The sequence below is a fragment of the Pseudomonas sp. TCU-HL1 genome (genome assembly GCF_001708505.1).
In the GTDB taxonomy this organism is placed as follows: domain Bacteria; phylum Pseudomonadota; class Gammaproteobacteria; order Pseudomonadales; family Pseudomonadaceae; genus Metapseudomonas.
This window is the reverse complement of record NZ_CP015992.1, coordinates 2666723-2691788: the sequence shown is the minus strand read 5'-3', so window position 1 is coordinate 2691788 and position 25066 is coordinate 2666723. Positions and strand designations below refer to the sequence as shown.

Sequence of the window (25066 nt, the reverse complement as noted above, 5' to 3'; positions counted from 1 at the left end):
GGCCGTATCATTCCAGCAGTTTTCCATTCGCCCGAGCGACCATGAAATTCGCCATTGCCCTCTTCGCCCCCGCCCACGCGCCCTCCTCCCGGCGCGCCCTGCGCTTTGCAGAGGCCTGCCTGGCCGGAGGGCATGAGATCATCCGCCTGTTCTTCTACCAGGACGGTGTGCACAGCGCCTCATCCAACGTAGTGGCTCCCCAGGATGAACCTGACCTGTCCGCCGAATGGAGCACCTTCATTCGCGAACACAAGCTCGATGGTGTGGTTTGCATCGCTGCAGCACTGCGCCGTGGCGTACTGAACGCTGAAGAAGCCCGACGCTATGAACGGCCTGCTGCCAACCTGGCCGCAGGCTGGGAGCTATCGGGCCTGGGCCAGTTGCACGAGGCCGCGCAGATGGCCGATCGCCTCGTCAGTTTTGGAGGCAACTGACATGAAATCCATGCTGATCATCTCCCGCCAAGCGCCCTGGACCGGTCCAGGAGCCAGGGAAGCGCTCGATATCGCCCTGGCTGGCGGTGCGTTCGACCTCCCACTCGGCCTGTTATTCCTCGACGACGGCGTGCTCCAACTGGCAGCCGGCCAACAGCCAGCCGCGCTCCAGCAAAAGGATCTGACGGCCAATCTCCAGGCCTTGCCCCTGTTTGGCGTGGAGTCGCTTTATGCCTCGGCGCGCAGCCTGCAGGAGCGTGGCCTGGAGGCTACCGCGCTGAATCTGGCGGTGGAGATCCTCGACGACGCTGCCCTGACCGCCCTTATCGACCGCTACGACCAAGTGCTCACCCTCTGATGGCCACCCTGCACATTCTTTCTCACTCCCCGTTCGCGGATAGCCGCCTGGGTAGCTGCCTGCGCCTGCTGGGCCCCGATGACGGCTTGCTACTCACCGGTGACGCAACCTATGCCCTGCAACCCGGCAGCGTGGCCTGCCAGGCGTTGACCCTGATGCCCGAGTCAATTGCCCTGTACGCGCTTGCAGAAGACCTGCAAGCCCGCGCCCTGGCCGCCCTTCCAGCCCGCGTGAATGCCCTGGACTATCCAGCGTTCGTCGAACTCTGCTGCCACTATGACAAGGTGAACAGCTGGCTATGAGCGAATTGCTGATCGAAGGCCGCCGCATTGCGCTGGATAAGGACGGCTACCTGCAGGAATTGACCGACTGGAGCCCGGCGGTTGCCCATGCCCTGGCGGAGCGGGAGGAGCTTGAACTGCAGCCCGAGCACTGGGAAGTCCTTGAGCTGCTGCGCGGCTTTTACGCGGAGTTCCAGCTGTCGCCGGCTAACCGCCCCCTGGTCAAGTACGTGGCGCAGAAGCTCGGCCCGGACAAGGGCAACAGCCTGCACCTCAATCGCCTGTTCAAAGGTGCCCCCGCCAAGCTTGCCGCCAAGCTCGCCGGCCTGCCCAAACCGACCAATTGCCTATGAATCTCATCACCCCACCGGAACATCCATTTGCCCAGTTCGTGCGCATCCTCGGCAAAGGCAAGCGCGGCGCCCGCAACATGACGCGCGAGGAAGCCCGAGAAGCCATGGGCATGCTCCTCGACGGCGAAGTGGAAGACACTCAGCTCGGTGCCTTCCTCATGCTACTGCGGCACAAGGAAGAGAACGCCGAGGAACTGGCCGGTTTCACCGAAGCCTTCCGCCAACGCAATCCGGCGCCAAGCATCGCTGTAGACCTGGACTGGCCGAGCTACGCCGGCAAGAAACGCCACCTGCCCTGGTACCTGCTGGCAGCCAAGGCCCTTGCCGACAGCGGCATACGCATCCTCATGCACGGCGGCGGCGCACACACCGCCGGACGCCTGTACACCGAGCAATTGCTGGACTTGCTGGACATCCCGCTCTGCCAGGACTGGAACCAGGTCGAGGCTGCATTGCGTGAGCGCCAATTGGCCTTCATCCCGCTGGGAGCCTGGGCGCCACAACTGCAGCGGATGATCGACTTGCGCAACACCCTGGGACTGCGTTCTCCCATCCACTCCCTGGCGCGCATCCTCAATCCACTCGGCGCCCGTTGCGGCCTGCAGAGCATCTTCCACCCCGGCTATCAGGCGGAGCACCGCGATGCCAGCGGACTCCTCGGCGATCACGCCATGGTGATCAAGGGCGAAGGTGGCGAAATTGAGGTCAATCCGGACACCGCCTGCCATCTCTATGGCACCACCGACGGCCAAGCCTGGGACGAGGAATGGCCAGCACTCTCCGCCCTTCGCCATGTGAAACCGGAAACCCTGGACGCCAGCCAACTGGCCGCTGTCTGGCGGGGCGAATGCGAGGACGGCTACGGCCAACTGGCGGTTCGCGCAACCATGGCCCTGGCTCTGCGCGGCCTTGGCATGGCGCGCGAACAGGCGTTCGTAGAGGCTGACCGCCTTTGGGCTGCGCGCAAGGTATCGAGCTGATCGATAGTTGATTCCACCCTTTTTTGCTTTTCCATCGATCAACTGTCGATAAACTGGTCCTCGAACCCCAACTTCGGAGACCAACCATGGGCCTGTTGATCGATGGCAAGTGGCATGACAAGTGGTATGACACTGCCAAGGATGGACGCTTCCAGCGCGAAAGCGCTCGGCGACGCAATTGGATCACCGCCGACGGCACACCGGGCCCCTCGGGTGAAGGGGGCTTTCCAGCCGTAGCGGGTCGCTATCACCTCTATGTGTCTCTGGCTTGCCCCTGGGCGCACCGCACGTTGATCTTCCGCAAGCTGAAAGGCCTGGAATCGCTGATCGACGTTTCCGTAGTGAGTTGGCTGATGCAGGATCAGGGCTGGACCTTCGATCCGCAACACGGTTCGACTGGTGACAGGCTCGACGGGCTGCAGTATCTGCACCAGCGCTACACCCAGGACAGCCCTGAGTACTCCGGTCGCGTCACTGTGCCGCTGCTCTGGGACAAGAAGACCGGAAGGATCGTCAGCAACGAGTCTTCGGAAATCATCCGGATGTTCAACAGTGCGTTCGACCACCTGACCGGCAATCGCTTGGACTTCTATCCGCAAGCGCTACGTTCCGAGATAGACGCACTCAACGAGCGCATTTACCCAGCGATCAACAATGGCGTCTATCGCGCCGGCTTCGCCACCACCCAGGATGCCTACGAGGAAGCCTTCCAGACCCTGTTCGACGAGCTCGACCAGCTGGATGCGCTGCTCGAAACGCGGCGCTACCTGACTGGGGAGTACATCACCGAAGCAGACTGGCGCCTGTTCACAACCCTGATTCGCTTCGACGCCGTGTATCACGGCCACTTCAAGTGCAACCTGCGCCGCCTGGAGGACTACCCCAATCTGTCAGGCTGGCTGCGCGAGTTGTACCAGTGGCCGGGCGTGGCGGAGACAGTGAACTTCACCCACATCAAGCATCACTATTACGCCAGCCATCGCACCATCAACCCCACGGGTGTCGTGCCGCTTGGGCCGGTGCGGGACTTCAGCCGCCCCCATGGTCGCGGCCACTTGAGTGCACTGCCGGTCACGTCGAAGGATCAGACCCCAGCCTGAGCGCCCTCGAACCAAGCCAGCTTCTCGCGCAGCGTCACCACTTCGCCCACGATCACCAGCGTAGGCGCGTGGACTTCGTGCTCCGCGACGAGCTGCGGCAGGTTGGCCAGGGTACCGGTGAATACGCGCTGGCGGCTGGTGGTGCCCTGTTGCACCAGGGCTGCCGGGGTTTCGGCGGCGCGGCCATGCCTGATGAGCTGCTCACAGATCAGCGGCAAGCCGACCAGCCCCATGTAGAACACCAGTGTCTGGCCTGGCGCGACGAGATCACCCCAGGGCAGATCACAGCTTCCATCCTTCAGGTGGCCGGTGACGAAGCGTACCGATTGCGCGTAATCACGGTGAGTCAGCGGGATTCCCGCGTAGGCGGCGCAGCCCGAAGCGGCTGTAATACCGGGCACGACCTGGAAGGGAATGCCGTTGGCAGCCAGTTCCTCGATCTCCTCGCCGCCACGGCCGAAGATAAAGGGGTCACCACCCTTCAGTCGCAGCACTCGCTTACCTTTCTTCGCATGCTCGATCAACTGGCGATTGATCTCATCCTGGGGCAATGCGTGGTCGGCACGACGCTTGCCGACGTAGATACGCTCGGCATCGCGCCGGCAGAGTTCAATGATCGATGGCGCCACCAGGCGGTCGTAGAGCACCACATCGGCCTGCTGCATGAGGCGCAAGGCACGGAAGGTCAGGAGGTCAGGATCACCCGGGCCGGCCCCCACCAGATAAACCTCTCCCAGGGCTTTGGGCGCGCCGCCAGCAACGCGTTCGGCGAGCAGGCGCTCGGCTTCGCCGCCCTGCCCGGCCAACATGCGCTCGGCCACCGGCCCCTGGAACACTTCCTCCCAGAACACCCTGCGCTGCTGCACGTCAGGAAACAGGGTCTTCACCTGGTCACGGAATTTCTTCGCCAGCCCCGCCAACTGGCCATAGGCCGCGGGAATCCACGTCTCGATCCTGGCACGGATCAACCGCGCCAGAACCGGGGCATCGCCGGCGCTGGACACCGCGACTATCAGCGGTGACCGGTCTACGATTGCAGGGAAAATCACGCTGCAGAGCTTCGGCGCGTCCACGACATTGACTGGAATGCCGCGTGCCTGGGCATGCGCCGATACGTTCGCGTTCAAGGCCTGATCGTCGCTCGCGGCGATGACCAGGACGCAGCTATCCACGTCCATCTCCTGATAACCACGCAGGCAGGACTCGCCGCCACTGCGCTCGACCATGTCCAGCAGTTGCGCCTCGATCTTTGGCGCCACCACCCGCAGCCGTGCCCCGGCGTCGGCCAACAGGCGAGCCTTGCGCAGAGCGACCTCTCCCCCGCCGACCACGAGCACCTGGCGCCCTTGAAGATTGTGGAACAGCGGGAGGAAATCCATAGCAATGCCTTCTAGCGATAACGAATGAAGATGGAGCTTGAACGATCACCGCCCGCGTGCAGCCTGGCTACGACGCGGGCGGTGGGATTGTCCATATCCCCCTGCCTGGGCAGGGGTGGGCAATCAGCCGATGACTTCAATGCCGCCCATGTAGGGCTTGAGCACTTCGGGCACGCGGATGCTGCCATCGGCCTGCTGGTAGTTTTCCAGAACGGCCACCAGGGTACGACCAACAGCCAGGCCAGAGCCGTTCAGGGTGTGGACCAGCTCGGGCTTGCCGGTCTCCGGATTACGGTAGCGCGCCTGCATGCGGCGAGCCTGGAAGTCACCGCAGTTGGAGCAGGAGGAAATCTCGCGGTATTTGTCCTGGCTCGGCACCCAGACTTCCAGGTCGTAGGTCTTGACGGCGCTGAAGCCCATATCGCCGGTGCACAGAGCCAGCACACGGTAGGGCAGTTCGAGCAGTTGCAGCACGCGCTCGGCATTGGCGGTCATGCCTTCCAGGGCCTCGAAAGACTTGGACGGCTCGACGATCTGCACCATCTCGACCTTGTCGAACTGATGCTGGCGAATCATGCCGCGGGTATCGCGACCCGAGGCGCCGGCTTCGCTGCGGAAGCACGGAGTGTGGGCGACGAACTTGATCGGCAACTGCTTGGCGTCGACGATTTCACCGGACACGATGTTGGTCAGGGAAACTTCAGCCGTCGGGATCAGGTAGAAGTCAGCCTCGTTCTCACGGGAGATCTTGAACAGGTCTTCCTCGAACTTGGGCAGTTGGCCAGTGCCCTGCAGCGCCGGAGCCTGGACCAGGTAAGGCGTATAGGCTTCTTCGTAACCGTGGTCGGTGACGTGCAGGTTGATCATGAACTGCGCCAGGGCGCGGTGCAGGCGGGCGATAGGCCCGCGCAGCAGGGCGAAACGGGCGCCAGACAGCTTGGCGGCGGTTTCGAAGTCGAGCCAGCCGTACTGCTCGCCCAGGGCCACGTGATCCTTGACCTCGAAATCGAAGCTGCGCGGAGTGCCCCAGCGGCGCACTTCAACGTTGCCCTCTTCGTCCTCGCCTACCGGCACGGATTCATGGGGCAGGTTCGGGATGTTCAGCAGCAGATTGTCCAGCTCGGCCTGAATGCTTTCCAGCTCGCGCTTGCCTTCTTCCAGCTCGCTGCTCATACGGTCGACGTCCGCCAGCAGCGGCGCGATGTCTTCGCCGCGCTGCTTGGCCTGGCCGATGGACTTGGAACGAGCGTTGCGCTCAGCCTGCAATTGTTCGGTCCGGGTCTGAACGGACTTGCGCTGGTTTTCCAGCGCTTCCAGGCGTGCTACATCCAGTTCAAAGCCACGGGTAGCGAGGCGTTCCGCGATTTCCCGGGGCTGGGTGCGGACCAGTTTGGCATCGAGCATGTCAGGTTCTCGTCTCTCAGATTTTCGTCAGTATCAGGCCAGCCCAGGTGGCGAGCAGGCCGCCCAACACACTCAGCAACCCATAGCCCATGGCCTGTGGCAACTGGCCGCTTTCCAGCAGGCGCAGCGTGTCGAGGGAAAAGGATGAAAAGGTCGTCAGGCCGCCAAGGAATCCCACCATAAGGCCAGATCGGATTTCCACCGGCACCTCGGGACGCAACAGGAAAAGCCCATAGAGGTAGCCGATCAGCAGGCAGCCGACGATGTTGACCGCAAGGGTACCGGCGTAGAAGTAGCGTGGCCAGTAGCTGGCCACCAGATTACTGGTGGCGAAGCGCAACAGCGTGCCGGCCACACCACCGGCGGACACCGCCAGGATCAGTCCGATCACGACTTTCTCCGCTGCCAGGCGCTGCTGTGATCGAGGTGCTTCAAATGCTGCAGCTTGTCGCGGATTTTCAGCTCCAGGCCCCGAGGCACAGGCTGATAGTACTGACGGGGCTCCAGCTGCTCGGGGAAATAGTCCTCGCCCGCCGCATAGGCGTCCGGCTCGTCGTGAGCGTAGCGGTACTCCTCGCCATAGCCCAACTGCTTCATCAGCTTGGTCGGTGCATTGCGCAGGTGCAGCGGCACCTCCAGCGAGCCATTTTCGGCGGCGTCGCGCATGGCGGACTTGAACGCCATGTACACAGCGTTGCTCTTCGGCGCACAGGCCAGATAGGTAATGGCCTGCGCGACCGCCAACTCACCTTCCGGACTACCCAGACGCTCCTGCACATCCCACGCCGACAGGCACAGGCTCAGGGCGCGCGGGTCGGCGTTGCCAATATCCTCACTGGCCATGCGCACGACGCGGCGCGCGATGTACAGCGGATCGCAGCCACCATCGAGCATGCGTGCGTACCAGTAGAGGGCAGCATCAGGGTCGGAGCCGCGCACCGACTTGTGCAGGGCTGAAATCTGGTCGTAGAAGGCCTCGCCGCCCTTGTCGAATCGGCGACGACTATCGCCCAGCAGATTCTGCAGCAGCTCAGCGCCGATTTCGCCGCCGTCCTCGGCCAGGTCAGCCGCATTCTCCAGGAGGTTGAGCAGGCGCCGGCCATCTCCGTCGGCGGCGGCCATCAGGATGGCAAAGCTCTCATCGGGCAGGCTCAGCTTGCGCTTGCCGAGGCCCTTGTCCTCGTTCAAGGCGCGCGCCACCAGCCGACGCAGGGCCGCTTCATCCAGGCTTTTCAGCACATAGACGCGAGCACGGGAGAGCAGTGCGTTGTTGAGTTCGAAGGATGGGTTCTCGGTGGTCGCGCCAATGAAGATCAGCGTGCCATCTTCCACATACGGCAGAAAGGCATCCTGCTGGGACTTGTTGAAGCGATGCACCTCATCCACGAAGAGGATGGTGCGGCGACCATACTGAGCGGCTTGCTGCTTCGCCACTTCCACCGACTGGCGAATTTCCTTGACCCCGGAGAGCACTGCGGAAATGGTTTCGAAGTGGGCGTCGGTCACCTGAGCCAACAGCTTGGCCAGAGTGGTTTTACCGACCCCGGGCGGCCCCCAGAAGATCATGGAATGCAGCGCACCCTGCTCCAGGGCCTCGCGCAGGGGCTTGCCCGGCGCCAGCAGGTGCCCCTGGCCGACATACTCGTCCAGGCTAGTGGCACGAAGGCGCGCCGCCAGGGGCTGGGAGATAGGTTCGGAGCGGAACAGATCCATGGGCGTAACAGCTTATTCCTGGATGACGTCAGCGCCTTCCGGGACCTTGAAGCTGAACTGGGCGGCATCGATCGCCTGGTTCATCTTGACCCCGAGGAAGAGAATGTTGGTGCGCTGGCCGACACTGTCGATCAGCTGCATGTCATTGATCACGCCATTGCGGAAGGACAGGCGCAAGGTGTCGAACAGCGTGTCCTTGGCCTTCGGCTTGAGGATGAAATCGACCACATCACCACCTTCCTTGTGAGTGATCTCGAAGTTCTCGCTGATCTTCGAAACATCACCCGAGAGCAGCAGCGCCGGCGTGTGGGTCAGTCGCTGGTCCAGCGTCTGGATAGTCACCTGCTGCAGATCCGGGTCGTAGAGCCAGACCTTTTCGCCATTGGAGACCAGCAGCTGCTCCATGGGCGCATCGGTGTGCCAGCGGAACAGGCCTGGTCGCTTCAACGACAGCTCGCCAGATGTTTCCTGCAATTGGGTGCCAGAACCATCGAGGGTCAGTTGGGAAAACCGGCCGGTGATGGTCTGGGCCTTGTTCAGCATTTCAGTCAGGCGGCTGATGGCAACTTTGTCGTCAGCCTGGACCTGCAGGGTCGCCAGGCCGAGCACGGCCACCATCAGCATGCGGATCAGTCGCATGGAAATCCTCGTCAAAAAATCCGTTTCGGATCAGTCTCGCATCGGTGCCGGCGCGATTACCTCGCGCGACCCGTTGCCGTTCATGGCGCTCACTACCCCAGCCATTTCCATCGCCTCGATCATGCGCGCGGCGCGGTTGTAGCCAATCTTCAGTTTGCGCTGCACCGCTGAGATCGAGGCGCGGCGACTTTCGGTCACGAAGCGTACCGCCTCGTCATAGAGCGGGTCGTCCTCGCTGCCCTCACTGCCGCCTTCACCGCCCTCGCCACCGGAGAAGCTGCCACCGCCCTCTTCCGCGCCAGCCAGGATGTCTTCGATGTAGTCCGGTGCGCCGCGCAGCTTCCAGGCCTCCACCACGCGATGCACTTCATCGTCGGAGACGAACGCGCCATGCACGCGGATTGGCAGGCCGGTGCCCGGCGGTAGGTAGAGCATGTCACCGTGGCCCAACAGTTGCTCGGCGCCACCCTGATCGAGGATCGTGCGCGAGTCGATCTTGCTGGAAACCTGGAACGCCATCCGGGTCGGAATGTTGGCCTTGATCAGACCGGTGATCACGTCCACCGACGGGCGCTGGGTGGCCAGGATCAGATGGATACCTGCGGCACGCGCCTTTTGGGCGATACGTGCGATCAGCTCTTCGACCTTCTTGCCGACGATCATCATCATGTCGGCAAACTCATCGACGACGACCACTATGGTCGGCAGCGTCTTCAGCAGCGGAGCTTCGTCTTCCATGCTCTCGCGACGGTAGAGCGGATCAGTCAGCGGCGTACCCGCTTCTTCGGCGTCCTTCACCTTGCGGTTGAAACCGGCCAGGTTACGCACGCCCATGGCGGCCATCAGCTTGTAGCGCCGCTCCATCTCGGCAACGCTCCAGCGCAGTGCGTTGGCCGCCTCTTTCATGTCGGTGACCACCGGACACAGCAGGTGCGGAATGCCTTCGTAAATGGAGAGTTCGAGCATCTTCGGGTCGATCATGATCATCCGCGCGTGCTCAGGCGTGGATTTGAACAGAATCGACAGAATCATGGCGTTCACGCCGACCGACTTACCGGAACCGGTGGTACCCGCCACCAGCAGGTGGGGCATCTTCGCCAGGTCGGTGATGATCGGCTTGCCGGCGATGTCGTGTCCGAGGGCCAGGGTGACCGGCGACTTGGCGTCGTCATACTCGGTAGAAGACAGCACCTCGGAGAAGCGCACGATCTGCCGGTCTTCGTTGGGAATCTCGATACCGACCGTGGTCTTGCCAGGAATGACTTCCACCACGCGGACGCTGATCACCGCGAGGGATCGGGCAAGGTCCTTCGCCAGATTGGAAATGCGGCTGACCTTCACGCCAGCGGCCGGCTGGATCTCGAAGCGGGTGATCACCGGACCGGGATGGACCGATTCCACCAGCACCTCAACGCCGAATTCCTTCAGCTTGATTTCCAGCAGGCGGGACATGGCTTCCAAGGACTCCGGAGAGAAGCTCTTCTGCTTCTTTTCGGCCACATCGAGAATGGAAATTGGCGGCAGGGTCCCTTCAACGGCGGTGTCGACGAACAGCGGCGCCTGCTTTTCCTGCTGCACACGCTTGCTCGGCTCGGCCGGCTTGGGTGCCGGCGGCGGCGCGATGACCGGAGCTGGACGCTTCTCGCGCTCGGTCATGTGCTTGGCCAATGCGTCTTCGCGCTCGATCAGACGCTCTTTGACCTTGGCCTGCTCGCGACGGTCGGAAACCACCGGCGCTGCGACTTCGTTCACCCGCACATCCACTTCACGCAGCTTGGCTACCAGTTGCTTGCGCTCGAGGCGAGCACTCCACCAGCGGTTGACTGCGCTCTGGATGAGTTCGAAGAGGTCGAGGGTAATCTTGCCGGTCAGATCCATGACCTTGAACCAGGACAGGTCGGTGAATACGGTCAGGCCGAACAGGAAGAGCGCGAAGAACAGCAAGGTGCTGCCCTGCACATTGAGGGCATTGACCGCCAGATGACTGAGACTCTCGCCAAGCGCGCCACCGGCGGAGGCGGGCAGCCCGGCGTGGTCCTGGAAGTGGATATCGGCCAACGCGGCGCCGGACAGCACTAGGAAGACCAGCCCGATCAGGCGCCAGGAGAACAGCCAGCCGCTCCAGTCGATGGGCTCATGGCGATGGCGAAAGACCTGCAGAGTCTTGATGGCCAGCAGCAGCGGAAAGACGTACGCGAAATAGCCCAGGGCCATGAACAGGATGTCGGCGAACCAGGCGCCAAGGCGTCCGGCTGCGTTCTGAACCTGCTCGACATTGCTGGTGTGGGTCCAACCCGGATCGGAGGAATCGTAGGTGAGCAGCGCCATCCACAGGTAGAGGCAGACGGCGCCCAGCGCGATCAACGCACCTTCCTTGAGGCGATAATGCAATTGCTGGCGCCAGACGGGGATCTGGGCTCTGGTCGTGGAATTCTTCAAAACGCGTCTTTTCCTGCGCCCGTGGCGCGTTCAAGAGTCGGTCGAGGGTGAAAGTCCGCAGGCAGTGTGCCATCACGGGCTCCAACCCATTCGGAACGTGGCCCATTGTACGGATTTGCCCGCGCGACGCCATGCGGAAACGGATTGTCGCTCCGGCGTTTTGGCGACGTCTCGCGCTTCGGTGTAGCATAGCCGCCAACAATTTGCGCAATGCTCAATTGGAGCATGCATTCTCTTTCGTGACAAAGACTTATGGAGCCTTTTTATGAGCGAAGTCAAGCATTCCCGATTGATCGTCCTGGGCTCCGGCCCGGCGGGCTACACCGCGGCCGTCTATGCCGCGCGCGCCAACCTGAAGCCTGTGGTCATCACCGGCATCCAGCCTGGCGGCCAACTGACCATCACCACTGAAGTGGACAACTGGCCGGGCGACGTCGAAGGGCTTACCGGCCCCGCCCTGATGGAGCGCATGCAAAAGCACGCCGAGCGCTTCGACACCGAGATTGTCTACGACCACATCCACACCGCCGAGTTGCAAAAGCGCCCCTTCATCCTCAAGGGCGATAGCGGCACTTACAGCTGCGACGCCCTGATCATCTCCACCGGCGCCTCTGCCCAGTACCTCGGCCTGCCATCCGAAGAAGCCTTCGCCGGCAAGGGCGTTTCTGCCTGCGCCACCTGCGATGGCTTCTTCTATCGCAACCAGGTGGTCTGCGTAATCGGTGGCGGCAACACCGCGGTAGAGGAGGCCCTTTACCTGGCCAACATCGCCAAGGAAGTGCACCTGATCCACCGGCGCGACAAGCTGCGCTCCGAGAAGATTCTTCAGGACAAGCTGTTCGAGAAGGCCGCCAACGGTAACATTCGCCTGCACTGGAACCACACCCTGGACGAAGTCCTGGGCGACAACACCGGCGTGACCGGCGTACGCCTGAAGAGCACCGCTGACGGCAGCACGAAAGAGCTGTCCCTGGCCGGCGTCTTCATTGCCATCGGGCACAAACCCAACACCGAACTGTTCCAGGGCCAACTGGAAATGCGCGACGGCTACCTGATCGTGCAAGGCGGCCTAGAGGGTAACGCCACCGCCACCAGCACTCCGGGCGTGTTTGCCGCCGGCGACGTGGCCGACCACGTGTACCGCCAGGCCATTACTTCCGCTGGCTCGGGCTGCATGGCAGCGCTGGACGCCGAGAAGTTCCTCGACGACAACTGACAGGTCAGGCGGGCTCGCGGGCCCGCCCTCCCCTCCCCATGCTCACTTGGCTACAGCGCGACTCCCTCACCTTCCCGCCGCTCGGCCGCGCCCTGCGTGAACCCAACGGCTTGCTCGCCGCTGGCGGCGATTTATCGCCGGAGCGCCTGATCCAGGCCTATCGCCATGGCTGCTTCCCCTGGTATCAGGACGGCCAACCTATCCTCTGGTGGTCCCCCGACCCTCGCACCGTGCTTCCCCCACAGGAAATCCACATCTCTCGCAGCCTCTCCAAGCTGCTGCGCCAGGAGCGCTTTCGTGTGACCTTCGACCAGGTATTTCCAGCCGTCATCGAAGGCTGCGCCGGACCGCGCGATTACGCCGACGGCACCTGGATCACAACAGAGATGCAGGCGTCGTACATCGAACTGCACCGTCGCGGCGTAGCTCACTCGGTGGAAGTCTGGAGCGGCGACAAACTGGTGGGTGGCCTGTACGGGCTGGCCATGGGCAAGCTTTTCTTCGGCGAATCCATGTTCAGCCGCGCCGACAATGCTTCCAAAGTCGGTTTCGCCACCTTGGTACAGCACCTGCACCAATGGGGCTTCGTGCTGATCGACTGCCAGATGCCGACCCAGCACCTGCAAAGTTTCGGCGCCCGCACCATCAGCCGGGAGAAGTTCTCCCGCTACCTGCAGCTTTATCTGGATCAGCCGAACAACGCGAACTGGATCGCCTAGGCGAGCCCCGCAGCCTGACATACACTTGCTGAAGGGTTCACCCGGGGGTTGACCATGACCGAGCTGGCTCGTCTCAAGTTTTATGCCACTCAACCGCATCCATGCAGCTACCTGCCCGAGGAGCAGGCCACCACCCTGTTCCTCGACCCCAGCCAGCCCATGGATGTGGAGGTTTACGCCGAACTGTCGGAAATGGGCTTCCGCCGTAGTGGCGACCACCTCTACCGACCGCACTGCCAACGCTGCAACGCCTGCGTGCCGGCACGCATCCCCGCGGACCAGTTCATCCCCAATCGACAGCAAAAGCGCATCCTCAAGCGCAACGCCGACCTCAACGTCATCGCCGTGCGCCCAGCCTTCACCGAGGAGTACTACGCGCTTTACGTTCGCTACATCGAGCAACGTCATTCCGATGGCGACATGTACCCGCCCAGCCGGGACCAGTTCTCCACCTTCCTGGTGCGCGATTTGCCTTTTTCCCGCTTCTACGAATTCCGCCTCAATGGCGAACTGAAAGCGGTCGCCGTAACCGACGCCCTGCCCAACGGTCTCTCTGCCGTCTACACCTTCTACGATCCCGACGAAGAGCGGCGCAGCCTTGGCCGCTACGCCATCCTCTGGCAGATCGGTGAAACCGCCCGCCTCGGCCTGCAGGCCGTCTACCTAGGCTACTGGATCAAGAACTGCAGGAAGATGAACTACAAGACCCAGTACCGCCCGATCGAACTGTTCGTCAACCAGCGCTGGGTGACACTTAGCTGAAGCCCTTGGCGAGCAGCACAGTTTTCGGGCACAATGCACGCCGTTTTTGCCCGCCGCATCTGCGGCAGGGACCATCTCTGAATACCGAGGGCTTTACTGCATGTCGAAAGAAGACAGCTTCGAAATGGAAGGCACTGTCATCGACACCCTGCCCAACACCATGTTCCGTGTGGAGTTGGAAAATGGGCACGTCGTCACCGCGCACATCTCCGGCAAAATGCGCAAGAATTACATCCGCATCCTCACCGGAGACAAGGTTCGCGTCGAGCTGACGCCATACGATCTGAGCAAGGGCCGCATCACCTATCGCGCCCGCTGATCGATAGTCATAAAAAACCCGGCGTCCGCCGGGTTTTTTATGGGTGGCCGTCAGTCAGGCCATTTCCGCCGTCGTCTCGAACTCGAAGCCGAGCTCCTCATCCTTGACGTCGACATGCACGACGCCGCCATGCTCGGCCAACTCGCCAAACAGGATCTCTTCCGCCAGCGGACGCTTGATCTTGTCCTGGATCAGGCGAGCCATCGGACGAGCCCCCATCTGCGCATCATAGCCGCGCTCAGCCAGCCAGCCGCGAGCCTCATCACTGACCACCAGCTGCACTCGCTTGTCTTCCAGTTGCGCCTGCAGCTCGGTGAGGAACTTGTCCACGACGCTCTTGATCACTTCATGGCTCAGTCGGCCGAACTGGATAATGGTGTCCAGGCGATTGCGGAACTCCGGCGTGAAGCTCTTGCGGATGACTTCCATGGCGTCCGAGGAGTGATCCTGCAGCGTGAAGCCGATGGAGGCCCGCGCAGCGGTTTCGGCGCCCGCATTGGTGGTCATGACCAGAATCACATTGCGGAAGTCCGCCTTGCGCCCATTGTTATCGGTCAACGTGCCATGATCCATCACCTGCAACAGCAGGTTGAAGACTTCAGGGTGGGCCTTCTCGATTTCATCCAGTAGCAGCACACAATGCGGCATCTTGGTGATAGCCTCGGTCAGCAGACCGCCCTGATCGAAGCCGACATAGCCAGGAGGCGCACCGATCAGACGCGAAACGGTGTGCCGCTCCATGTACTCGGACATATCGAAACGAAGCAGCTCGATACCCATTGCCTTCGCCAACTGGCGGGCCACTTCAGTCTTGCCGACCCCCGTGGGGCCAGCGAAGAGGAAGGAGCCTACCGGCTTGTCCGGCGACTTGAGACCGGCACGGGATAGCTTGATGGCGGTCGACAGGGAATCAATGGCAGCATCCTGACCGAACACTGTCAGCTTCAGATCGCGCTCCAGGTTACGCAGCAGCTCCTTGTCGGAACTGGAGACATGCTTCGGAGGAATCCGCGCGATCTTGGCGACAATGTCCTCGACCTGGGCCACTTCGATGCGCTTGGCGCGCTTCTCTTCCGGCTGCAGGCGCTGATAGGCACCAGCCTCGTCGATCACGTCGATGGCCTTGTCGGGCATGTGCCGATCATTGATATAGCGCGCCGCCAGTTCAGCCGCAGCACGCAGGGCCTCATCGCTGTACTCGATATGGTGGTGCTGCTCGAAGCGTGCCTTGAGCCCCTTGAGAATACCGACGGTATCCTCCACCGAAGGCTCAGTGACATCGACCTTCTGGAAGCGCCGAGCCAAAGCCCGATCCTTCTCGAAGATGCCGCGGAACTCCTGGAAGGTGGTGGAACCGATGCAGCGGATCTCACCCGAGGAGAGCAGCGGCTTGAGCAGGTTGGACGCATCCATCACCCCGCCCGACGCCGCACCGGCACCGATGATGGTGTGGATCTCGTCAATGAAGAGAATGGCGTGCGGACGCTTGCGCAGCTCGTTGAGCAACGCCTTGAAGCGTTTCTCGAAGTCACCGCGGTACTTGGTGCCTGCCAGCAGCGCGCCGAGATCCAGCGAGTAGACCACGCTGTCAGCCAGCAGGTCAGGCACCTGGTTGTCGACGATGCGCTTGGCCAGGCCTTCGGCGATGGCGGTCTTGCCGACACCCGCCTCGCCCACCAGCAGCGGATTGTTCTTGCGGCGACGCGCCAGAATCTGGGCGACACGCTCAACTTCACTCTCACGCCCGACCAGCGGGTCGATGCGCCCCATCCGGGCCAGTTCATTCAGATTGCTGGCATAGGCATCCAGGGGATTACCGGAAGCAGCGGCTTCCCCGCCCTCCTCGTCCTGCATCTCCTGCTCATGATCGTGCTGCTCGCCATGACCCGGCACCTTGGAGATGCCGTGGGCGATGTAGTTGACGACATCGATGCGCGCCACGCTCTGCTGCTTCAGCAGAAACACAGCCTGGCTTTCCTGCTCGCTGAAAATGGCAACCAGCACATTGGCACCGGTCACTTCACGCTTGCCGGAACTCTGCACATGGAAGACAGCACGCTGCAGGACCCGCTGGAAGCCCAGCGTGGGCTGGGTTTCACGGTCTTCATCGTGCTGAGGGATCAGCGGAGTGGTGGAATCGATGAACTCCTGCAGATCATGCCGCAGCTTATCCATATTCGCGCCACACGCCCGCAGCACAGTGGCAGCGGCTTCATTGTCCAGCAAAGCGAGCAACAAGTGCTCAACCGTCATGAATTCGTGACGCTTGGCGCGGGCCTCCTTGAAGGCAAGATTGAGGGTGACTTCGAGCTCGCGGTTCAACATGGCTTCACCTCATACCCAAGCGGCGGCGTTAACCGTCCTTCTCGATCTCACAGAGCAGCGGATGCTGGCTCTCTCTCGCATATTGATTGACCTGCATGGCCTTGGTTTCGGCGATATCGCGAGTGAACACGCCGCAAACCGCCCGACCTTCCGTATGCACGGTCAGCATGATCTTGGTGGCCAGTTCCCGGTTCAAACCGAAGAACACTTCGAGCACCTCGACCACGAAATCCATAGGGGTGTAGTCATCGTTAAACATCACCACCTTATACATAGGTGGAGCCTGCAGGGCCGGCTTGGCTTCTTGCACTGCCAGGCCGGTGGAGTCGTCCTCATGATGCTGCGGACCATCCTGATTGAATGTTAGTCGAATCTGGCTGCTTGCATGCATGCTGGAAATAAAGGTCATGGATGTATGGGAAATGGCCGCTGGAAAGACTTTGATCCGCTTCTCAGGCGATGCGGGCGGCGCCTTGACTAACGGCAAAACGGTGTTACAACCAGTGGATACCCGTCTTCGGGTATCAGGGGATCCACGTGCCTGGCCAAGGCGGCCTTCAGGGCGTGGAGTCGAAGTGGATGATACTCCAGTGATGGAGTCCTTTGCAGAGGGATATCAGCATGCTTAGCGGTAAGGTCAAGTGGTTCAACAACGCCAAAGGCTATGGATTCATCCTTGCCGAAGGCCGAGATGAGGACCTGTTCGCCCACTATTCGGCCATTCAGATGGACGGCTACAAGACGCTAAAGGCTGGACAGCCGGTAAGCTTCGATATCATCCAGGGCCCCAAAGGGCTGCACGCCGTGAATATTCGAGCAGTCACGGCCACCACCGAAGCACCTGCTGCAATCAGCCAACCCCAGGGCAGCATGGTAGAAGTTTGAGCCTTCGCAATATTTGGGCATAAAAAAGGCCGGTCAGATGACCGGCCTTTTTGTATCCGCCTCCAGGCTCACATATGAGCGATGATGGCGTCGCCAAACTCCGAGCAGGACAGCAGCTTGGCGCCATCCATCAGACGCTCGAAGTCGTAGGTCACGGTCTTCGCGGCGATTGCGCCGTTGGTGCCCTTGATGATGAGGTCGGCAGCTTCGGTCCAGCCCATGTGACGCAGCATCATCTCTGCAGAGAGGATGACCGAGCCCGGGTTTACCTTGTCCTGGCCCGCATACTTCGGCGCGGTGCCGTGGGTAGCCTCGAACATGGCAACGGTGTCGGACAGGTTCGCGCCAGGGGCGATACCGATGCCACCCACTTCAGCCGCCAGGGCGTCGGACAGGTAGTCACCGTTCAGGTTCAGGGTCGCGATCACGTCGTACTCGGCCGGGCGCAACAGGATCTGCTGCAGCATGGCGTCGGCGATCACATCCTTGACCACGACGCTCTTGCCGGTACGCGGGTTCTTGAACTGCATCCACGGGCCGCCATCCAGCAGTTCGGCACCGAACTCGTCACGCGCGACCTCGTAGCCCCACTCCTTGAAGGCACCTTCGGTGAACTTCATGATGTTGCCCTTGTGGACGATGGTCACCGAGCTGCGATCGTTATCCACGGCGTACTGCAGAGCCTTGCGCACCAGGCGCTTGGTGCCATCCTGGGAAACCGGCTTGATGCCGATACCACAGTTTTCGGTGAAGCGAATCTTCTTGACGCCCATTTCCTCGGTGAGGAACTTGATGACCTTCTCGGCCTCGGGGCTGCCGGCTTTCCACTCGACGCCGGCGTAGATGTCTTCGGAGTTCTCGCGGAAGATCACCATGTCAACGTCACCGGGCTTCTTCACCGGGCTCGGCACGCCTTCGAACCAACGCACCGGACGCTGGCAAACGTAGAGGTCCAGCTCCTGGCGCAGGGCCACGTTGAGGGAGCGGATACCACCGCCGACCGGCGTGGTTAGCGGGCCTTTGATAGAGACGACGTAGTCACGAACGGCTTCCAGCGTTTCTTTCGGCAGCCAGGTGTCCTGATCGTAGACCTGGGTGGCCTTCTCGCCAGCGTAGACCTCCATCCAGGAAATCTTGCGATCGCTGCCGTAAGCCTTCGCAACGGCGGCATCTACTACCTTGATCATGACAGGGCTGATGTCGACGCCAATTCCGTCACCCTCGATGAAGGGGATGATCGGATTGTTCGGTACCTTCAGGGACATATCTGCATTGACGGTGATTTTGTCACCGACTGCCGGCACCTGGATCTTTTGGTATCCCATGCTGAGCTCCGTGTTGTGGTTGAGAACGCTCTTGCAGCTCGTGAGCCTACTCCAGTTGGCCGGTCATCGACCATATCTTCCTTAGTCGAAAGCAGGCGTCTGCGTCAGCCCGCCTAAAGGAGTGATATACTGCGCGCCGTGACTTGACAGTCATCGGGGGCGAGCAGTCTGGGACCAGACTCACTGTCCTCGCAACGGCCAGACCACCACCATGGTTCGGCCGTACAACGCTCTACTGGCGCTCCATTACCCCCGCGGCAATTCTCGGCCGAGCTCAACGTCGACATTGAGCGAATGCGTCTACCAATGCGCTTCGAGAGTCTGTGCGCGCCCAGAAAAGAAGAGAGTTAAACGTTAATGTCCAACCGTCCGAAGATCACCTACACCTTCACCGACGAAGCCCCTGCGCTCGCCACCTACTCGCTCCTCCCGATCGTCAAGGCCTTTGCCGCATCAGCAGGCATCGACGTCGAAACTCGCGACATCTCTCTTGCAGGACGCATCCTGGCCAGCTTCGCCGACAAGCTCGAAGCCGACAAACGCATCGAAGATGACCTGGCCTACCTGGCCGTGCTGGCCACTTCCGCTGACGCCAATATCGTCAAGCTACCGAACATCAGCGCATCCGTGCCGCAGCTCAAAGGCGCCATCGCCGAACTGCAGGCCCTGGGCTACAGCGTTCCAGACTTCCCGGAAGACCCGCAGACCGACGACGAGAGAGACGCTCGCGCCCGCTATGCCAAGGTTCTGGGCAGCGCCGTGAACCCGGTACTGCGCGAAGGCAACTCCGACCGCCGCGCTCCCGCCGCCGTCAAGGCCTACGCTCGCAAGCACCCGCATTCCATGGGCAAGTGGAGCATGGCCTCCCGCTCCCACGCCGACTACATGCGTGGCGGCGACTTCTTCTCCAGCGAACAGTCCATCACCATGGCCAAGGCCGGTGACGTGCGCATCGAGTTCGTCGGCAAGGACGGCAAGGTCGAGGTCAAGAAGCAGCTCTCCCTGCAGGACGGCGAAGTCTTGGACAGCATGTTCATGAGCTGCAAGAAACTGCGCACCTTCTTCGAGCAGACCCTGCAGGACTGCAAGGAAACCGGCGTCATGTGGTCCCTGCACGTCAAGGCGACCATGATGAAGGTCTCCCACCCGATCGTATTCGGTCACGCGGTCAGCGTTTACTACAAGGACGTGTTCGACAAGTACGGCGAGCTGTTCAAGGAACTGGGCGTCAACCCGAACAACGGCATCAGCAGCGTCTACGACAAGATCAAGGTGCTGCCGGCGTCCCAGCAGGAAGAGATCCTCCACGACATCCACGAGGTGTACAGCCACCGTCCGGAAATGGCGATGGTCGACTCCGTGAAGGGCATCACCAACCTGCACATCCCGAGCGACGTGATCGTCGACGCCTCCATGCCGGCGATGATCCGCAACTCTGGCCAGATGTGGGGTAAGGACGGCAAGCAGAAAGACACCAAGGCGGTGATGCCCGAGAGCACCTACGCTCGCATCTACCAGGAAATGATCAACTTCTGCAAAACCAACGGCGCCTTCGACCCGACCACCATGGGTACCGTACCGAACGTTGGCCTGATGGCCCAGAAAGCAGAGGAATACGGCTCCCACGACAAGACCTTCGAAATGACCGCCGACGGCTCCATGCGCGTTGTGGCCGCCGATGGCACCGTGCTGATGCAGCACGAAGTGGAAGCCGGCGACATCTGGCGCGCCTGCCAGACCAAGGACGCCCCGATCCGTGACTGGGTCAAGCTGGCCGTTACCCGCGCCCGCCAGTCCAACACCCCGGCCATCTTCTGGCTGGACCCGGAGCGCGCCCACGACCGCGAACTGCGCAAGAAGGTCGAGCTGTACCTGCAGGGCCACGACCTGACTGGCCTGGACATCAGCATCAAGGGCTACAACGAAGCCATCCGTACCAGCATGGAGCGCCAATTGCGCGGCCAGGACACCATTTCAGTGACCGGCAACGTACTGCGCGACTACCTGACCGACCTGTTCCCGATCATGGAACTGGGCACCTCGGCCAAGATGCTCTCCATCGTTCCGCTGATGGCGGGCGGCGGCATGTACGAGACCGGCGCCGGCGGTTCGGCTCCGAAGCACGTGCAGCAGCTGGTGGAAGAGAATTACCTGCGCTGGGATTCCCTGGGCGAGTTCCTGGCCCTGGCGGTCTCCCTGGAAGAAACCGGGATCAAGACCGGCAACGCCAAGGCCAAGCTGCTCGGCAAGGCACTGGACGAAGCCACCGGCAAACTGCTGGACAACAACAAGTCGCCGTCCCGCAAGGTCGGTGAGATCGACAACCGCGGCAGCCACTTCTACCTGGCGCTGTACTGGGCCCAGGCCCTGGCAGCCCAGAACGAAGACGCCGAGCTGAAGGCCCACTTCGCGCCGCTGGCCAAGACCCTGACCGAACAGGAAGCGACCATCGTCGCTGAACTGAACGGTGCCCAGGGCAAAGCCGTGGACATCGGCGGCTACTACCGCTCGAATCCGGAGCTGACCAGCCAGGTGATGCGCCCCAGCAGCACCTTCAATGCTGCGATCGACGGCCTGCTGGCTTAATCGCCTCAGGCAGTCAAAAGAGACCCCGGGCCCTGTCCGGGGTTTCTTTTTTGGCGTTATCGGCACCATGTCTATTGTCATCAGGAGTCCCAGATGAGCTGGCAACCCCATATCACGGTCGCAACCATCGTCGAAGACCAGGGCCGCTTCCTGCTGGTCGAGGAGCTGGCCGGCGGCCACGCGGTGTTCAACCAGCCAGCCGGCCATCTGGAAGCCGATGAAAGCCTGCTCGAAGCCGCCATTCGCGAAACCTTCGAGGAAACCGGCTGGGAGGTCGAGCTCACTGCCGTCACCGGCATCTATCTCTACACCGCCCCCAGCAACGGCGTGACCTACCAGCGCGTCTGCTTCGCCGCCCGCCCACTGCACCACCACCCGGACCAGCCGCTGGACGACGGCATCATCGGGCCGCGCTGGCTGACGCGCGATGAACTCCTGGCGGAAAAAGACCGCTGGCGCAGTCATCTGGTCCTGCGCTGCATCGATGACTACCTCGCAGGCGAGCGGTTCCCCCTCAGCCTGATCCGCGTCGCCTGACCAGCCCCAGCCCTGTTAGAATTCCGCTTTTGCTCAACAGCCAGTGCAGATTCCCATGCGTGATCCAGCCAATACCCGCGTCATAGTCGGCATGTCCGGCGGCGTCGACTCCTCGGTTTCCGCCCTCCTGCTCCTCGAGCAGGGCTATCAGGTGGAAGGCCTGTTCATGAAGAACTGGGACGAGGACGACGGCACCGAGTACTGCACCGCCAAGGTGGACCTGGCCGACGCCCAGGCCGTCTGCGACCGTATCGGCATCAAGCTGCACACCGCCAACTTCGCCGCGGAGTACTGGGACAACGTGTTCGAGCACTTCCTCGCCGAATACAAGGCAGGCCGCACGCCGAACCCGGACATCCTCTGCAACCGCGAAATCAAGTTCAAAGCCTTCCTCGACTACGCCCTGTCCCTTGGCGCAGACCTGATCGCCACCGGCCACTACGTGCGCCGCCGCGACATCGACGGCCGCACCGAACTGCTCAAGGGCCTGGACCCGAACAAGGACCAGAGCTACTTCCTGCACGCCGTCGGCGGTGAGCAGATCGCTCGCACCCTGTTCCCGGTCGGCGAACTGGAGAAGCCCGAAGTGCGCGCCATTGCCGAGAAATACGACCTGGCGACTGCGCGCAAGAAGGACTCCACCGGCATCTGCTTCATCGGTGAGCGCCGTTTCACCGACTTCCTCAAGCAGTACCTGCCCGCCCAGCCCGGCAGTATCGAAACCACTGAGGGCGACGTCATCGGGCGCCACCACGGCCTGATGTACCACACAATCGGTCAGCGCCAGGGCCTGGGTATCGGCGGCATGAAAGACGCCAGCGACGACCCGTGGTACGTGCTGGCCAAGGACCTTTCGCGCAACGTGCTGATCGTCGGCCAGGGCAACGAGAATCCCTGGCTCTTCTCCCGCTCGCTGAAAGCTTCCGACATCTACTGGGTCAACCCCATCGACCTCAGCCAGCCACGCCGCCTCAAGGCGAAGGTGCGCTATCGCCAGAGCGACCAGCCCTGCACGCTGGAAAAGACCGCAGACGGCTATGTCGCAGTATTCGACGAACCCCAGCGCGCCGTCACACCAGGCCAGTCGGTCGTGTTCTACGACGGCGAAATCTGCCTCGGCGGCGGTGTGATCGAAAGCGCTCACCCCTGGGATGCAGGGGTACAGCGCCCATGAACCAGACCCGCGAACAACTGGTCGCCCTCGGCGCTGTCTTCGAAGCCGCTGCCCTGGTGGACCGCATCGCCAAGACCGGGCAGATCAGCGAACCGCCGCTGAGCTGCATGCTCGGAAGCCTGCTGATCCGCAATCCGAAGGACACCCTGGAAGTCTACGGCGGCGACGACATCAACCTGCGCGACGGCTACAAGGCCCTGGCCAGCGCACTGGAGCGCGAACCCGCCAGCCTGCAACGCGAGCCCCTGCGCTATGCCCTGGCCCTGCTCACGCTGGAACGCCAACTGGCCAAACGCGGCGACATGCTGGACATCATTGGCACCCGCCTGGACCAGATCCAGCAGCAGGTACAGCACTTCGGACTGGTACACGACAACGTCATTGCGGCCTGTGCCAGCCTCTACCAGGACACCCTGAGCACCTTCCGCCAGCGCATCCAGGTGCACGGCGACATGCGCCACCTGCAGCAATCCAGCAACGCCGCGAAAATCCGTGCCCTGCTGCTCACAGGCATCCGCGCCGCGCGCCTCTGGCGCCAGCTGGGCGGCAATCGCTGGCAGCTCCTGTTCAGCCGCCGCAAGCTGCTGAACGAGCTCTACCCCCTGCTCCGCGGCTGACCCGACGTGCCATGTGTCGAACGACCATGGCACGGAAGCGGCGAGCGGAAAGAAAACCATGTATGATGTGCGCCCCTTTTCGTTGACCGATTGTCCGAGAACGCACTCATGCAGCTTTCCTCGCTCACCGCGGTTTCCCCCGTAGACGGCCGCTACGCCGGCAAAACCAACGCCCTGCGCCCGATCTTCAGCGAATACGGCCTGATCCGTTTTCGCGTCCAGGTAGAGGTCCGCTGGCTGCAGCGCCTCGCCGCCCACGCCGGCATTCCGGAAGTCGCGCCCTTCTCCGCCGAAGCCAATGTCCTGCTCGACAAGCTGGCCGAAGACTTCCAGCTGGAGCATGCCGAGCGCATCAAGGAAATCGAGCGCACCACCAACCACGACGTGAAAGCCGTGGAGTACCTGCTCAAGGAACAGGCCGCCAAGCTGCCCGAACTGGCCAAGGTCAGCGAATTCATCCACTTCGCCTGCACCAGCGAGGACATCAACAACCTGTCCCACGCCCTGATGCTGCGTGAAGGCCGCGACCAGGTCGTGCTACCGCTGATGCGCCAGCTGGCCAACGCCATCCGCGATCTGGCCGTGCGTTTCGCCGACGTGCCGATGCTCTCCCGCACCCACGGCCAGCCGGCCTCGCCGACCACCCTCGGCAAGGAAATGGCCAACGTCGTCTACCGCCTGGAGCGCCAGATCGCCCAGGTAGCCGCCGTGCCGCTGCTGGGCAAGATCAACGGTGCCGTGGGCAACTACAACGCCCATCTGTCCGCCTACCCGGACGTCGACTGGGAAGCCAACGCCCGCGAATTCATCGAAAGCGACCTGGGGCTGACCTTCAACCCCTACACCACCCAGATCGAACCGCACGACTACATTGCCGAGCTGTTCGACGCCGTCGCCCGCTTCAACACCATCCTCATCGACTTCGATCGCGACGTCTGGGGCTACATCTCCCTCGGCTACTTCAAGCAGAAGACCATTGCCGGCGAGATCGGCTCGTCCACCATGCCGCACAAGGTCAACCCAATCGACTTCGAGAACTCCGAAGGCAACCTCGGCATCGCCAACGCTCTGCTCCAGCATCTGGCCAGCAAGCTGCCGATCTCCCGTTGGCAGCGTGACCTGACCGACTCCACCGTGCTGCGCAACCTCGGCGTTGGCTTCGCTCACAGCGTTATCGCCTTTGAGGCCACCCTCAAGGGAATCAGCAAGTTGGAGCTGAATGCTCAGCGCATTGCTGAAGACCTGGACGCCTGCTGGGAAGTCCTTGCCGAGCCCATCCAGACCGTGATGCGCCGCTACGCGATCGAGAATCCGTACGAGAAGCTCAAGGAACTGACCCGCGGCAAGGGCATCAGCCCGGAAGCCCTGCAGACTTTCATCGATGGCCTGGATATTCCGGCCGAGGCCAAGGCCGAACTGCGCAAAATGACCCCCGCCAGCTACATCGGCAACGCCGTAGCCCAGGCCAAGCGCATCTGATCGGTTTTGAACCATTGCACGCCCGGCTGTGCCGGGCGTTTT

At 62.0% G+C, this 25066-nt stretch carries 25 protein-coding genes; 16 read left to right on the top strand and 9 right to left on the bottom strand.

All coding sequences use genetic code 11. The annotated features are described in order from the left end of the window. Positions 1-41: 41 nt before the first annotated feature. From tusD to THL1_RS12435, 6 genes are all read left to right on the top strand, one after another. Positions 42-434, top strand: coding sequence for a sulfurtransferase complex subunit TusD (tusD, locus tag THL1_RS12460; protein WP_069083563.1), 393 nt, complete (start codon positions 42-44; stop codon positions 432-434). Between the two features lies 1 nt (position 435). Next, complete coding sequence (gene tusC, locus THL1_RS12455; protein ID WP_069083562.1) at positions 436-792, top strand: sulfurtransferase complex subunit TusC; 357 nt, start codon at positions 436-438, stop codon at positions 790-792. Further along, positions 792-1094: a sulfurtransferase complex subunit TusB gene (gene tusB / locus THL1_RS12450; protein WP_069083561.1), complete on the top strand. Its 303-nt coding sequence runs from the start codon at positions 792-794 to the stop codon at positions 1092-1094. Before tusC ends, tusB begins: the two co-directional genes overlap by 1 nt. Next, on the top strand, positions 1091-1426 hold the full coding sequence (locus tag THL1_RS12445; RefSeq protein WP_069083560.1) for a TusE/DsrC/DsvC family sulfur relay protein: 336 nt from the start codon (positions 1091-1093) through the stop codon (positions 1424-1426). The genes tusB and THL1_RS12445 overlap by 4 nt, the downstream gene beginning before the upstream one ends. Then, entirely contained in the window at positions 1423-2406 is a 984-nt protein-coding gene (locus tag THL1_RS12440; RefSeq protein WP_069083559.1) for a glycosyl transferase family protein, read from the top strand. The genes THL1_RS12445 and THL1_RS12440 overlap by 4 nt, the downstream gene beginning before the upstream one ends. Before the next feature lie 86 nt (positions 2407-2492). Next, entirely contained in the window at positions 2493-3506 is a 1014-nt protein-coding gene (locus THL1_RS12435) for a glutathione S-transferase family protein (RefSeq protein WP_069083558.1), read from the top strand. Here THL1_RS12435 and cysG read toward each other — a convergent pair. The 6 genes from cysG to ftsK form a co-directional block, all read right to left on the bottom strand. Continuing rightward, a complete protein-coding gene (gene cysG / locus THL1_RS12430; RefSeq protein WP_069083557.1) occupies positions 3491-4885 on the bottom strand; it encodes a siroheme synthase CysG in 1395 nt (464 codons plus the stop codon). The two genes, THL1_RS12435 and cysG, sit on opposite strands and share 16 nt — an antisense overlap. 123 nt (positions 4886-5008) lie before the next feature. Next, positions 5009-6289, bottom strand: coding sequence for a serine--tRNA ligase (gene serS / locus THL1_RS12425; protein WP_069083556.1), 1281 nt, complete (start codon positions 6287-6289; stop codon positions 5009-5011). 16 nt (positions 6290-6305) lie between these two features. Beyond that, positions 6306-6680, bottom strand: coding sequence for a fluoride efflux transporter CrcB (crcB, locus tag THL1_RS12420; protein WP_069083555.1), 375 nt, complete (start codon positions 6678-6680; stop codon positions 6306-6308). Beyond that, positions 6677-8002 (bottom strand): replication-associated recombination protein A, encoded by a 1326-nt coding sequence (locus tag THL1_RS12415; RefSeq protein ID WP_069083554.1) that lies wholly within the window; start codon positions 8000-8002, stop codon positions 6677-6679. Before THL1_RS12415 ends, crcB begins: the two co-directional genes overlap by 4 nt. A gap of 12 nt (positions 8003-8014) precedes the next feature. Further along, complete coding sequence (lolA, locus tag THL1_RS12410) at positions 8015-8641, bottom strand: outer membrane lipoprotein chaperone LolA (RefSeq protein ID WP_069083553.1); 627 nt, start codon at positions 8639-8641, stop codon at positions 8015-8017. Between the two features lie 30 nt (positions 8642-8671). Further along, entirely contained in the window at positions 8672-11080 is a 2409-nt protein-coding gene (gene ftsK / locus THL1_RS12405; protein WP_083245870.1) for a DNA translocase FtsK, read from the bottom strand. A 265-nt stretch (positions 11081-11345) separates the two neighbouring features. Here ftsK and trxB point away from each other — a divergent pair, with 265 nt between their 5' ends. From trxB to infA, 4 genes are all read left to right on the top strand, one after another. Next, positions 11346-12296, top strand: coding sequence for a thioredoxin-disulfide reductase (gene trxB, locus THL1_RS12400; RefSeq protein ID WP_069083552.1), 951 nt, complete (start codon positions 11346-11348; stop codon positions 12294-12296). A 38-nt stretch (positions 12297-12334) separates the two neighbouring features. After that, positions 12335-13015, top strand: a complete 681-nt coding sequence (gene aat / locus THL1_RS12395) for a leucyl/phenylalanyl-tRNA--protein transferase (protein ID WP_069083551.1) — start codon at positions 12335-12337, stop codon at positions 13013-13015. A 54-nt stretch (positions 13016-13069) separates the two neighbouring features. Further along, complete coding sequence (locus THL1_RS12390; protein WP_069083550.1) at positions 13070-13777, top strand: arginyltransferase; 708 nt, start codon at positions 13070-13072, stop codon at positions 13775-13777. A 100-nt stretch (positions 13778-13877) separates the two neighbouring features. Then, positions 13878-14096 carry a translation initiation factor IF-1 gene (gene infA, locus THL1_RS12385; protein ID WP_016492441.1) on the top strand — a complete coding sequence of 73 codons (219 nt, stop codon included), beginning with the start codon at positions 13878-13880 and terminating at the stop codon, positions 14094-14096. A 54-nt stretch (positions 14097-14150) separates the two neighbouring features. Here the strand turns inward: infA and clpA are convergent, their stop codons facing one another. Both clpA and clpS read right to left on the bottom strand, forming a co-directional pair. Beyond that, positions 14151-16421 carry an ATP-dependent Clp protease ATP-binding subunit ClpA gene (gene clpA / locus THL1_RS12380; RefSeq protein ID WP_069083549.1) on the bottom strand — a complete coding sequence of 757 codons (2271 nt, stop codon included), beginning with the start codon at positions 16419-16421 and terminating at the stop codon, positions 14151-14153. A 28-nt stretch (positions 16422-16449) separates the two neighbouring features. Further along, positions 16450-16812 (bottom strand): ATP-dependent Clp protease adapter ClpS, encoded by a 363-nt coding sequence (gene clpS, locus THL1_RS12375; protein WP_069086497.1) that lies wholly within the window; start codon positions 16810-16812, stop codon positions 16450-16452. A gap of 230 nt (positions 16813-17042) precedes the next feature. Between clpS and cspD the strand changes: the two genes are divergently transcribed. Next, the gene (gene cspD / locus THL1_RS12370) at positions 17043-17306 is read left to right on the top strand and encodes a cold shock domain-containing protein CspD (RefSeq protein ID WP_069083548.1); all 264 of its coding nucleotides are present in this window, start codon (positions 17043-17045) and stop codon (positions 17304-17306) included. Positions 17307-17374: 68 nt separating this feature from the next. On the opposite strand, the gene icd is transcribed toward cspD, so the two are convergent. Then, on the bottom strand, positions 17375-18631 hold the full coding sequence (gene icd / locus THL1_RS12365) for an NADP-dependent isocitrate dehydrogenase (protein WP_069083547.1): 1257 nt from the start codon (positions 18629-18631) through the stop codon (positions 17375-17377). 357 nt (positions 18632-18988) lie between these two features. Here icd and THL1_RS12360 point away from each other — a divergent pair, with 357 nt between their 5' ends. From THL1_RS12360 to purB, 5 genes are all read left to right on the top strand, one after another. After that, positions 18989-21217 (top strand): NADP-dependent isocitrate dehydrogenase, encoded by a 2229-nt coding sequence (locus THL1_RS12360; RefSeq protein ID WP_069083546.1) that lies wholly within the window; start codon positions 18989-18991, stop codon positions 21215-21217. A gap of 93 nt (positions 21218-21310) precedes the next feature. Beyond that, positions 21311-21754 carry an NUDIX hydrolase gene (locus THL1_RS12355; RefSeq protein WP_069083545.1) on the top strand — a complete coding sequence of 148 codons (444 nt, stop codon included), beginning with the start codon at positions 21311-21313 and terminating at the stop codon, positions 21752-21754. Between the two features lie 55 nt (positions 21755-21809). Continuing rightward, positions 21810-22928, top strand: a complete 1119-nt coding sequence (gene mnmA, locus THL1_RS12350; RefSeq protein WP_069083544.1) for a tRNA 2-thiouridine(34) synthase MnmA — start codon at positions 21810-21812, stop codon at positions 22926-22928. Further along, positions 22925-23545: a high frequency lysogenization protein HflD gene (hflD, locus tag THL1_RS12345; RefSeq protein WP_069083543.1), complete on the top strand. Its 621-nt coding sequence runs from the start codon at positions 22925-22927 to the stop codon at positions 23543-23545. The genes mnmA and hflD overlap by 4 nt, the downstream gene beginning before the upstream one ends. Positions 23546-23653: 108 nt before the next feature. Continuing rightward, positions 23654-25024, top strand: a complete 1371-nt coding sequence (gene purB / locus THL1_RS12340; protein ID WP_069083542.1) for an adenylosuccinate lyase — start codon at positions 23654-23656, stop codon at positions 25022-25024. Positions 25025-25066 lie beyond the last annotated feature (42 nt).